11 protein-coding genes (1 of these 11 running past the window's edge) are annotated in these 12,491 nt (G+C 37.7%); 7 read left to right on the top strand and 4 right to left on the bottom strand.

Features of this window, described 5'->3' with window-relative positions; all coding sequences use genetic code 11:
* Positions 1-273: 273 nt before the first annotated feature.
* The 4 genes from jag to rpmH form a co-directional block, all read right to left on the bottom strand.
* Entirely contained in the window at positions 274-900 is a 627-nt protein-coding gene (gene jag, locus RCG17_RS13160; protein WP_308175566.1) for an RNA-binding cell elongation regulator Jag/EloR, read from the bottom strand.
* Positions 897-1,673, bottom strand: a complete 777-nt coding sequence (gene spoIIIJ / locus RCG17_RS13165) for a YidC family membrane integrase SpoIIIJ (protein WP_308175567.1) — start codon at positions 1,671-1,673, stop codon at positions 897-899. The genes jag and spoIIIJ overlap by 4 nt, the downstream gene beginning before the upstream one ends.
* Positions 1,674-1,791: 118 nt before the next feature.
* Positions 1,792-2,160, bottom strand: coding sequence for a ribonuclease P protein component (gene rnpA, locus RCG17_RS13170; RefSeq protein WP_308175568.1), 369 nt, complete (start codon positions 2,158-2,160; stop codon positions 1,792-1,794).
* A gap of 357 nt (positions 2,161-2,517) precedes the next feature.
* Entirely contained in the window at positions 2,518-2,652 is a 135-nt protein-coding gene (rpmH, locus tag RCG17_RS13175; RefSeq protein WP_066059809.1) for a 50S ribosomal protein L34, read from the bottom strand.
* Positions 2,653-3,308: 656 nt separating this feature from the next.
* On the opposite strand from rpmH, the gene dnaA reads away from it, so the two are divergent.
* The 7 genes from dnaA to gyrA form a co-directional block, all read left to right on the top strand.
* Positions 3,309-4,655: a chromosomal replication initiator protein DnaA gene (dnaA, locus tag RCG17_RS13180; RefSeq protein WP_308175569.1), complete on the top strand. Its 1,347-nt coding sequence runs from the start codon at positions 3,309-3,311 to the stop codon at positions 4,653-4,655.
* 185 nt (positions 4,656-4,840) lie between these two features.
* Complete coding sequence (gene dnaN, locus RCG17_RS13185; RefSeq protein ID WP_308175570.1) at positions 4,841-5,977, top strand: DNA polymerase III subunit beta; 1,137 nt, start codon at positions 4,841-4,843, stop codon at positions 5,975-5,977.
* A gap of 137 nt (positions 5,978-6,114) precedes the next feature.
* Positions 6,115-6,327, top strand: a complete 213-nt coding sequence (gene yaaA / locus RCG17_RS13190; RefSeq protein WP_308175571.1) for a S4 domain-containing protein YaaA — start codon at positions 6,115-6,117, stop codon at positions 6,325-6,327.
* An 87-nt stretch (positions 6,328-6,414) separates the two neighbouring features.
* Positions 6,415-7,533, top strand: a complete 1,119-nt coding sequence (gene recF / locus RCG17_RS13195) for a DNA replication/repair protein RecF (protein ID WP_308175572.1) — start codon at positions 6,415-6,417, stop codon at positions 7,531-7,533.
* Positions 7,534-7,542: 9 nt separating this feature from the next.
* Complete coding sequence (gene remB, locus RCG17_RS13200) at positions 7,543-7,788, top strand: extracellular matrix regulator RemB (RefSeq protein WP_308175573.1); 246 nt, start codon at positions 7,543-7,545, stop codon at positions 7,786-7,788.
* Between the two features lie 120 nt (positions 7,789-7,908).
* Positions 7,909-9,831, top strand: a complete 1,923-nt coding sequence (gene gyrB, locus RCG17_RS13205; protein WP_308175839.1) for a DNA topoisomerase (ATP-hydrolyzing) subunit B — start codon at positions 7,909-7,911, stop codon at positions 9,829-9,831.
* 188 nt (positions 9,832-10,019) lie between these two features.
* A protein-coding gene (gene gyrA, locus RCG17_RS13210) for a DNA gyrase subunit A (RefSeq protein ID WP_308175574.1) crosses the window boundary here: on the top strand, positions 10,020-12,491 show its 5' portion. The gene runs 66 nt beyond the window's last position; 2,472 of the gene's 2,538 nt are visible here — the first part of the coding sequence; the start codon lies at positions 10,020-10,022; its stop codon lies off the right edge, out of view.

A 12,491-nucleotide genomic window follows, 5' to 3' on the forward strand; every position in this document is an offset into this window, starting at 1 on the left:
CTATATAAAATAAAAAAGCTTTTGTCCCAAAAGATTAGAATACCACAATAAAAAATAAGTTTATAGTCTTACACCACTATTTATCCACAGCGAATATAAACATTCCATATTATTTTAACTTATCCACATGTGAATAACAACAAAGCAAGTATTAGTCATTATCCACAGAAAGAATATTTATAAACTTGCAAACACCTTTAAGGTCAAAAAGGAGGGACAAATCCCACCAAATAAAAAGACATCCAGCCGAATCTCGGCTGGATGTCTTTTTATTTATTTTTTATTTGGAGAAATCACTATATACCGATGTGGTTCAGATCCATCGGAAAATGTTTTGATTTTTTTATTGTCCACTAAAGCAGTATGAATAACCTTTCGCTCATATGAAGGCATTGGCTCGAGTGATACATCTTTCCCTGTTTTAAGTGCCTTTTGGGCAAGCCGATGGGCAAGATGTACCAGGGTTTCATTTCTTCTGTTTCGGTAATCTTCAGCATCTAAAATAACTGTCAAGTACTGTTCAGCGTGTCGATTGATCACCAATTGGGTCAGGTATTGAAGAGAATTCAAAGTCTGGCCTCTTTTTCCGATCAAGAGGGCAATTTTATCACCTTTCAAATAAAGCTGTACCAGCTTTCCATCCCTTTTCACTTCAATTTCGATTGAGGCTCCCATTTGCTCACTAACTTGATACAGGAATTTTTTTGCCTCTTCAATCGGATCTTCCTTCTTTACGGTTACCTTTACAATCGCAGGACGTGATCCAAAAATACCAAAAATGCCTTTTTTTCCTTCATCAATAATAGAAACTTCTGTAAGGTCTTTCGTTGTGTTTAATTGAGCTAAAGCTTGTGCTACTGCTTCTTTGACAGTTTGTCCTGTAGCAGTTACTTGTTTCACTTTTTCGCTCCTCCCGCTTTTCCGGTCACTGCTGTTTTCTTCAGTTCCGGTCCTTTAATAAAGTAGGTTTGAACAATCATAAAAATATTTCCGACTACCCAGTATAAAGATAAAGCAGCTGGGAAATTGAAAGCAAAAATCACAATCATAATCGGCATCATCCAGGTCATCATCGCCATCTGCGGATTCTGTTCCGTTCCAGCCATGGTCATTTTTTGCTGGATAAAGGTTGTAATACCCGCAATAATTGGCAGGATATAATAAGGGTCTTTTGTCCCCAAATCAAACCAAAGAAAACTATCCTGTGCAATTTCGCGGGTACGAGAAATGGCGTGATAGAAACCGATTAGAATTGGCATTTGAATGATTAATGGCAGACAGCCAGCCATTGGATTGACACCATGCTTTTGAAATAGAGCCATCTGTTCCTGCTGCATCTTTTGTTGGGTTTTTTGATCTTTGGAACTGTATTTTTCTTTCAGCTTTTGAATTTCAGGCTGCAGTGCCTGCATGGCCTTGGCGCTTTTCGTTTGCTTAATCATTAGAGGCAGGATGACTAAGCGAATCAATACCGTTACGACAATAAGCGACCACCCATAACTTCCCCCGAGCAGATGGGCCACTTCTTTAAGCAGCCAGGATAATGGGTAAACGATATATTGGTTCCAAATCCCTTTACTTTCAGGTGTGATCGGTTGTTTAATTTCACTGCATCCAGCTAAAAGTAAAAACAAAGAGAGGATCCCAATCCAAACAATGATTCTTTTCTTCAACCGAATAGTCCTCCTAACTTGATTATATATAAATTATTAAATTTTTTTGGCAAATTTTATGTAGATTTTTTAAAACATATTTTATCATTATTTTTCGGGAAATAAATACCAGTACTTATTAAATTCGTTTTTGATTGCCGTTTTCCTCTTTCCGAAAAACCTTTCCTACCTTTAGAACGTGTGTCAGGCTTTTTTTCAACTCAAAAAAGTCCATTTCTACCAAAGGTTTTCTGGCAATGATTACATAATCTAAATCTTGCTGCATGGATTCTTTTACTTCAAATACAGCTTGGCGGATATATCGTTTAATTTGGTTTCTTGTAACGGCATTTCCGAGTTTTTTGCTGACGGAGAGACCGATCCTAAAAGAGGTTTGTCCTTCTTTTTGAAGGACATAGACGACAAATTGTCGATTTGCAAATGATCGCCCTTTTTTAAAGGCTTCTTGGAAATCTTTATTCTTTTTTACTCTTAGTTCTTTTTTCATGGAAAAACACCTTCAGTTTATATAATGACGAATATTTTTCCCCATTACAAAATCTTTTTATGTAGAGCTTTGTACCTTGCCTGTTGATTTCCGTTCCGGGTGCTTCGCTTTCCGCGGGCGTGTCGGTGAGCCTCCTCGGCGCTTTGGCGCCTGTGGGGTCTCACCAGACCCGTACTCCCGCAGGACATTGAATAGCTTCTTTGAATCCGCTCACGCACGAAGAAAATGCGTTAGCATTTTCGAGGAGTCTTCGCACCCTCCACTCCAATCAACAGTGGGCTTTAACATTATTTTATGTGAAAAATGAAGCCACTTTTACATATTTGTAAAAAAAGACCACTGAGGAATTTCAGTGGTCTATGCTGATAATACTTTTCTTCCTTTACGACGGCGACGAGCTAATACTTTACGACCGTTTGCACTGCTCATGCGGCTGCGGAAGCCATGAACTTTACTATGTTTACGTTTATTTGGTTGGTAAGTTCTTTTCATATATGACACCTCCCTGAGGAATAGCTGTTAAAGACAGTCTTAATTATTATAAAGACCACTGGTGGATATGTCAACTGCCCCTATATTTATTATCTCCTATCCTATAGTTTAAATCAGAACTTTTTCTTACGCAAAAAATAAGCCATCAATCGCTCCAAAATTCAATGGCCTTACCAATTTTTTGCCCTGTGGATAAAATTACACGTTATTTTTTCTGTCCACAATCCTTATCGACAGGTTTTTCACAAAAACATAAACTGTGGACAATCATTATGCACAGAATGTTACAGTTGTGGATAAACTTCTAAAAAGCATTGCACCGCTTCGTTAAATTTGTTATTATATTTGTGTTTTCACTCTGGATAACCGATATTGCGGGGAATGTTATCCACAAACTGTGGATAACATGTGGACAGTTATTCATAGTGCTAAAATAAACTTGTCCACAGCAAGTGGATATTGTCGAAACCCCACTTATTTTCCTTATTATATATTTTTCCACAACCATTTTTTCGTATATTTATAGATTTATAGGTTTTAGCCATTGTATAAACATACAAAATGGCAACAAAACTATATACGACTGCAAAATGAAGATCTGAAAAATACAATGGTTATATAAAACGGTTTAAGAAAATGAAAAGGAGGGATACTAGTTGGAAAATATTGCGGATCTTTGGAGTGCTGCTTTAAACAACATAGAAAAAAAGATAAGCAAACCGAGTTTTGATACTTGGCTAAAATCGACAAAGGCCCATTCTCTAAAGGGAGACTTGCTTGTCATAACAGCTCCAAATGAATTTGCTCGTGATTGGCTGGAAGAACGCTATTCTCAATTGGTTGCCGGCATCCTATACGAAATAACAGGTGAGGAACTTGCCGTAAAATTTATCATTCCACAAAACAAAAGTACCGAAGATGTTGATCTACCAGTTCCTCCTAAAAAAAACAAAAGGGATGACGATCATACCGATTTTCCGCAAAGCATGCTAATTCCTAAATATACATTTGACACTTTTGTTATCGGCTCTGGCAACCGTTTTGCCCATGCTGCATCACTTGCTGTTGCAGAGGCGCCGGCAAAAGCCTATAATCCTTTGTTTATTTATGGTGGTGTTGGATTAGGAAAAACGCACTTAATGCACGCTATTGGTCATTATGTATTAGAGCATAACCCTTCAGCAAAGGTCGTTTATTTATCATCAGAAAAGTTTACAAATGAATTCATTAACTCGATTCGTGACAATCGAGCAGAAAGCTTTCGCAACAAATATCGAAATGTCGATGTGCTCTTGATAGATGATATTCAGTTTCTGGCCGGAAAAGAATCAACGCAAGAAGAATTTTTCCATACATTCAACACTCTTCATGAAGATAATAAACAAATTATTATTTCGAGTGACCGAACACCAAGAGAAATCCCAACCTTGGAAGACCGTTTGCGTTCCCGATTTGAGTGGGGATTGATTACCGACATTACACCGCCTGACTTGGAAACAAGAATCGCTATTTTACGAAAAAAAGCCAAGGCAGATGGTTTAGATATTCCAAATGAAGTGATGCTTTATATTGCTAATCAAATTGATTCCAACATCCGTGAACTTGAAGGAGCACTAATTCGCGTGGTTGCTTATTCTTCATTGATCAATAAGGATATTAATGCAGACCTGGCAGCTGAAGCATTAAAAGACATCATTCCAAGCTCAAAGCCAAAAATGATTACAATCCTTGATATTCAAAGAGCTGTCGGCGAACAATTTAATATAAAGCTTGAAGACTTTAAGGCAAAAAAACGAACAAAATCTGTTGCTTTTCCAAGACAGATTGCGATGTATATGTCACGCGAATTAACAGATTATTCGTTACCGAAAATAGGAGAAGAGTTTGGCGGGAGAGATCATACTACCGTTATTCATGCTCATGAAAAAATTTCTAAGCTTTTGCAATCTGATTCACAGCTGCAAAGGCAAATAAAAGAGTTAAATGAATTGTTGAAAGTTTAAATAATTTGTTGATAAGTGAACCTAGTTTATGCACAGTCTATCCACATGTGGATAGACTGTATTTCCGTTAATAAAACGGGTTATCCACAAATTCACAGGGCCTACTAGTACTTCTACTATTTTTTTTAAAAAAATAATATTATATGCTAGCAATAAAAAAATATGCTTAAACGGAGGATTTTTACATGAAATTTATAATCCAACGAGATCATTTAGTTCAGAGTGTTTCTGATGTTATGAAGGCAGTAACATCCAGAACAACGATTCCCATTCTAACCGGAATAAAGATTGTTGCATCTAATGATGGAGTTACATTAACAGGTAGTGATTCTGATATTTCAATTCAGATCTTCATTCCCAAAGAAGAGAATGGTGATGAAATTGTTGAAATTAAAGAAACAGGAGCCATTGTTCTAAATGCCAGGTTTTTCAGTGAGATTGTAAAAAAATTACCTACAGATACAGTTGAAATTGAAGTATTAAATCACCTGCAAACAGTGATTCGTTCCGGAAAATCGGAGTTTAGTTTAAATGGACTAGATGCAGAAGAATATCCACACCTTCCACAAGTTGAGGAAAATAATAAATTCCATATTGCAGCTGACCTATTAAAAGCAATGGTCCGCCAAACAGTATTTGCAGTGTCCACGTCAGAAACACGGCCAGTGTTGACAGGTGTAAACTGGAAAGTGGAAAATAACCAGTTAACCTGTATTGCAACAGATAGCCACAGACTTGCACTCCGAATTGTAAAAATAGAATCGGAAAATGGCGAAAGCTATAATGTGATTATTCCAGGAAAAAGTTTAAATGAATTAAGTAAAATAATCGATGACTCAAATGATGCCATTGATATTGTTATTACTGAAAATCAAATTTTATTTAAAACCAAACATATATTATTTTTCTCAAGATTGTTGGAAGGGAACTATCCTGATACATCAAGACTTATTCCAAATGAGAGTAAAACGGATATAGTCTTGAATACAAAAGAATTCCTTCAAGCAATTGATCGTGCATCATTACTAGCAAGGGAAGGAAGAAATAATGTAGTCAAATTTTCTACAATCGAAAATAGCCTAATTGAAATTTCCTCCAACACTCCTGAAATTGGTAAGGTTATTGAAGAAGTTCAAAGTGAGTCAATTGAAGGGGAAGAATTAAAAATTTCTTTTAGTGCTAAATTTATGATGGATGCCCTAAAAGCTTTAGAAGGAACGGATATAAAGATAAACTTTACTGGGGCTATGCGCCCATTCGTCATCCGTCCGCTTCACGATGAAACTATTTTGCAATTGATTTTACCTGTAAGAACTTACTAAAACAGTCACAAGCTGCCACTAATCGGTGGCTTGTTTCAGTTATAGGATTAAATTTTGGTTACAAAGGATGTTTGAATACTTATTAAATGTTTAGTAAAATAGAACTTTAGAGACCATTTCAGAAATGAGTGAATGTAATGCCGAAAGAAATAAAAGTCGAGACTGAATATATTGCACTGGGACAATTTCTTAAATTGGCTGATATCATCCAAACTGGTGGAATGGCCAAATGGTTTTTAAGCGAAAATAAGATTTTTATCAATGGTGAACAAGATCAAAGAAGAGGTAGAAAACTTTATCCTGGTGATAAAGTAAAAATCCCCGACTTCGGGGAATTCTTGATCGTGTAGTGTACATTCATTGAAACCGACCCATGTATATTAGGAAAAAGGGCCAAGGCAAGGCATGCCCTTCCCTTTTTTAGTGAGGATACTTACATGTATATTGAGCAGTTATCATTAAGAAATTATCGGAATTACCAAGAACTAAATATTTCTTTTGAAAATAAAGTCAATGTTATTTTGGGTGAAAATGCTCAAGGAAAAACAAACGTCATGGAATCCATCTATGTTTTAGCAATGGCTAAATCTCACCGCACTTCAAGCGATAAAGAACTTATTCGTTGGGATGCTGATTATGCTAAAATAGAAGGTAGAATACAAAAACAATACGGCCCTTTGCCAATGGAGTTGCTCATTTCAAAAAAAGGAAAAAAGGCAAAGTGCAATCATATTGAACAGCAAAAGCTAAGTCGGTATGTCGGGAATTTTAATGTTGTGATGTTTGCACCAGAGGACCTTTATTTAGTAAAAGGCAGCCCCCAGGTAAGGCGTCGTTTTATTGATATGGAAATTGGTCAGGTATCCCCAATTTATTTACACGATATAAGCCAATATCAGAAAATCCTACATCAACGAAATCAATATTTAAAACTACTGCAAATGAAAAAGCAAACGGACCAAACTGTACTAGAGGTCCTAACGGAACAGTTTATTCAAATGGCAGCTAAAATTGTGATCAAGCGATTCGAATTTCTTCGTATGCTTGAAAATTGGGCACAACCGATTCATTCAGGCATTTCCAGAGGGTTAGAAACGTTAAAAATTGAATATAAACCGTCAGTGGATGTATTAGAAACACAAGAAATGTCGAAAATGGTAGTGTCCTTTGAGGAAAAATTTAATAAAGTTAAAAGTCGAGAAATTGAACGAGGAACAACTTTGTTTGGACCACATCGTGATGATTTGCAGTTTTTTGTCAATGGGCACGATGTTCAAATATATGGGTCACAAGGTCAGCAACGGACCACTGCCTTGTCTGTTAAACTTGCTGAAATTGAATTAATCCATTCCGAGATGAGAGAATACCCCATTTTATTACTTGATGATGTCTTATCTGAATTAGACGACTATCGCCAGTCCCATTTACTCAATACGATTCAAGGAAAGGTTCAAACGTTTGTAACAACAACAAGTGTGGATGGTATTGATCACCAGACACTAAAAGAAGCATCAACTTTTAAAGTGGAATCAGGAAAAATGGAACAAGTTCAATGAGGTGGGTTCATGTACATTCATATTGGAGAAGATCTTACGATTCGTTCGAGGGATATTATTGCGATCGTAGATAAACAAAGTGGAGATTCGTCCCTTTTGAACGATGAATTTTTAAAAAGACATAAGGGGAATTTAAATAATTTGGCAAAGAGCTCGTTTAAATCAATTATTATCACAAAAGACCAAGTATACTTATCCCCCTATTCTTCAAGTACGTTGAAAAAGCGCTCAAATTTTATGAATGTACAAGATTAAAGCAAATAGCGGCTGTTTAAACGCCGAAGCTGGATCGTTCTCAAGGTTATAAATGATACTTTCTTATCATGTTAAAATAGATTATTTGAGTAAAGAGAGTGCAGGTGAACTTAATTGACTATGGAACAGAAAGAAGTCCAGGAACAAGCATATGATGCTAATCAAATACAGGTTCTTGAAGGACTTGAAGCAGTAAGGAAACGCCCTGGTATGTATATTGGGTCTACCAGCGGCAAGGGTCTACATCACCTCGTTTGGGAAATTGTCGATAACAGTATTGATGAGGCCCTAGCAGGTTACTGTGACAAAATAGTGGTTATTATTGAAAAAGATAACAGTATTACGGTTAAGGATAATGGACGTGGTATTCCTGTTGGTATTCAGGAAAAAATGGGTCGGCCAGCCGTAGAGGTAATTATGACTGTGCTCCATGCCGGAGGGAAATTTGGCGGTGGCGGATATAAGGTTTCCGGCGGACTGCACGGCGTTGGTGCATCAGTTGTTAATGCATTGTCATCCGTGATGGAGGTTTTTGTTCATCGTGACGGGAATATTTATTACCAAAAATATCATCGCGGTGTTCCTGCTGAAGATTTAAAAGTCATTGGAACGACCGATTATACCGGTACGACCACTCACTTTGTACCAGACGGTGAAATTTTTACAGAAACATTAGAATTTGAATATGATACACTCGCAACAAGAATTCGGGAGCTTGCCTTTTTAAATCGCGGCATCAATATCTCTATTGAAGATAAGCGAGTTGAAAATAAACATAATGAATACCACTATGAAGGCGGAATTAAATCATACGTTGAACATTTAAACCGTACTAAAGAGGTTGTTCATGAAGAACCAATTTACTTAGAAGGTGAACGGGATGGGATATCCATTGAAGTTGCTCTTCAGTATAATGAAGGCTATACCGAGAGTATTTATTCGTTTGCCAATAACATTCATACCTATGAAGGCGGAACGCATGAATCTGGCTTTAAAACAGCTTTAACGCGGGTTATCAATGACTATGCGCGGAAAAATGGCCTTATTAAAGAAAATGATGCCAACCTTTCCGGTGAAGATGTCCGTGAAGGAATTACAGCGATTATTTCCGTTAAGCACCCTGATCCACAATTTGAAGGCCAAACAAAGACAAAGTTAGGTAATTCTGAAGTCAGAACGATAACAGACTCTGTTTTCTCCAGTCATTTAGAAAAATTCTTATTAGAAAATCCTGTGGTAGGTAAAAAGATTGTTGAAAAAGGATTAATGGCATCACGTGCGCGTCTTGCAGCTAAAAAAGCCAGGGAGTTAACAAGAAGAAAAAGTGCTCTTGAAGTATCAAGTTTACCAGGTAAATTAGCGGACTGTTCTTCAAAGGACCCTTCAGAAAGTGAAATTTATATTGTTGAGGGTGACTCAGCTGGCGGTTCTGCAAAGCAAGGACGCGATCGTCACTTCCAGGCAATCCTGCCGCTCCGAGGAAAAATTCTGAATGTAGAAAAAGCACGTTTAGATAGAATCCTTTCCAACAACGAAGTTAGAGCCATGATTACAGCAATTGGAACTGGAATCGGAGAAGATTTCGATATTGCAAAAGCACGTTATCATAAAGTTGTTATCATGACAGATGCCGATGTTGACGGTGCCCATATCCGAACACTTCTGTTAACATTTTTCTACCGCTATATGCGGAAAATTTTAGAGGCAGGATATGTTTATATTGCTCAGCCGCCTCTTTATAAGGTCCAACAAGGAAAACGAATTGAATACGCCTATAATGACAAAGAACTCGACCGAATTTTCCAAGAGTTGCCAAATTCTCCAAAGCCCAATATTCAGCGTTATAAAGGTTTAGGTGAAATGAATCCTGAACAATTATGGGAGACAACGATGGATCCGTCGACTCGAACCATGCTCCAAGTTAATCTTGAGGATGCGATTGAAGCAGATGAGACCTTTGAAATGTTAATGGGTGATAAGGTAGAGCCTCGTCGGATTTTTATCGAAGAAAATGCAAAATACGTAAAAAATCTAGATATATAAGTAAGGTCACAGGCGCTTAACCGATGTACAGTCCGCCGCAAGGCAGACCCTAACACAGCTTTAAGCATCAAATTTAGACAGTTCGAAAAAACGGGTAGAGGGTTGACCGCTATCCCCTTTTTTCTTTTTAACAAGATCAATTAATGATGAATCCAGGCTTACCTGAAACCCTATAGGAGGTAATAAATATGGCTGAAACACCAGAATCTCATGTGAAAGAGATTAATATTAGTCACGAAATGAAATCTTCATTTCTTGATTATGCGATGAGTGTTATCGTTTCCCGTGCCCTGCCAGATGTACGGGATGGATTAAAACCAGTCCACCGTCGTATTCTTTATGCTATGCATGATCTTGGAATTCATGCGGACAAACCATATAAAAAATCAGCTCGTATTGTTGGTGATGTAATCGGTAAATATCATCCCCACGGTGACTCGGCTGTCTATGAAACGATGGTCCGAATGGCCCAAAATTTCAACTATCGTTATATGCTTGTAGACGGCCATGGCAACTTTGGTTCCGTTGATGGCGATTCCGCCGCCGCAATGCGATACACAGAATCAAGAATGTCAAAAATCTCAATGGAACTCTTGAGAGATATTAACAAAGATACAATTGATTACCAAGATAACTATGATGGTGAAGAAAGAGAACCAGTGGTTTTACCAGCAAGATTTCCTAACCTATTAGTCAACGGGACAACAGGAATTGCTGTTGGAATGGCAACAAATATTCCGCCGCACCAGCTTGGTGAAGTCATTGATGGTGTACTTGCGGTTAGTCATGATCCGGAAATTACTGTTCAAGAGTTAATGGAAATCATTCCAGGACCCGATTTTCCGACAGGTGGGCTAATCCTTGGACGGAGCGGGATTCGTAAGGCATACGAAACAGGTAGAGGATCCATAACCCTTCGAGCTAAAGTTGAAATTGAACAAAAGGCAAATGGGAAAGAAACAATTCTTGTTCATGAGATTCCATACCAAGTAAATAAGGCAAAATTAATTGAAAAAATTGCTGAATTGGCTCGTGATAAGAAAATTGAAGGGATCTCAGACCTTCGGGATGAATCAGACCGTAGAGGGATGCGCATTGTCATTGAGGTCCGTAAGGATGCAAACGCCAGTGTTATCTTAAATAACCTTTATAAGCAAACAGCCTTGCAAACAAGCTTTGGTATCAATACCTTAGCCCTTGTAGATGGACACCCGCGGGTATTGAATCTGAAGCAATGTTTAACCTATTACCTTGAACATCAACAAGTCATTATACGCAGACGTACTGAATTTGAACTTCGTAAAGCCGAAGCGCGTGCCCATATTTTAGAAGGCTTACGAGTTGCCCTTGACCATCTTGATGAAGTTATTACGTTAATTCGTAATTCGCAAACAACAGATATTGCCCGGGAAGGTTTAATGACTAATTTCAATCTTAGCGAAAAACAAGCCCAGGCAATTTTGGACATGCGTTTGCAGCGTCTAACAGGTTTGGAAAGAGAAAAAATTGAAGACGAATATCAAGGCTTAGTGAAGCTAATTGGTGAATTAAAGGCAATCTTGGCGGATGAGGAAAAGGTTTTAGAAATTATTCGTGAGGAATTGACTGAAATTAAAGAGCGTTTTAACGATAAACGTAGAACCGAAATTATTACAAGCGGAATTGAAAATATTGAAGATGAAGATTTAATACCAGTGGAAAATATCGTCATTACACTTACCCATAATGGCTATGTTAAACGTTTGCCTGTTTCAACCTACCGTGCGCAAAAACGCGGAGGACGTGGAATTCAAGGCATGGGTACAAATGATGATGATTTTGTAGAACATTTAATTACCACTTCGACCCATGATACAATCTTATTTTTTACAAATAAAGGAAAAGTATACCGTTCAAAAGGTTATGAAATTCCTGAATACAGCCGAACAGCAAAAGGAATTCCAATTATTAACCTCTTAGGGGTCGACAAAGGTGAATGGGTGAATGCAATTATTCCTGTTGAGGAATTTGTCGATGATTGGTTCTTGTTCTTTACTACCAAGCAAGGAATTTCAAAGCGTTCGCCGCTTTCTTCTTTTGGCCACATAAGGAATACTGGTTTGATTGCTCTAAACCTACGTGAAGATGATGAACTTATTTCTGTTCGTCTAACGGATGGCAGCAAAGAAATTATTATTGGAACGAAAAATGGGATGTTGATCCGTTTCCCAGAAACGGACGTGCGTTCAATGGGAAGAACGGCCACTGGTGTAAAAGGAATCAACTTGGGTGAAGATGATGAAGTGGTGGGCATGGAAGTCCTTGAAGAAAGAACGGACATACTGATCGTAACAAGAAATGGTTATGGCAAGCGTACCCCTGCTTCGGAATATCGTGTTCAAGGCAGAGGCGGAAAAGGAATCAGAACTTGCCATATTACCGATAAAAATGGTGATTTAGTCTCTATGAAGGCTGTAACGGGCGAAGAGGATTTAATGCTTATTACAACTGGCGGTGTGTTAATTCGGATGGCGGTTGATGGGATTTCTTCAATGGGCAGAAATACAATTGGTGTTAAACTAATTACCATCAAAGAAAATGATGAATTTGTCGCTACCGTTGCAAAGGTAGAAAAAGAGGAAGAAACTGAAGAAGAAAATCTAGAGGAAAATGACGAATCA

The sequence above is a fragment of the Neobacillus sp. PS3-12 genome (assembly GCF_030915385.1).
GTDB lineage: Bacteria > Bacillota > Bacilli > Bacillales > Cytobacillaceae > JAEVLT01.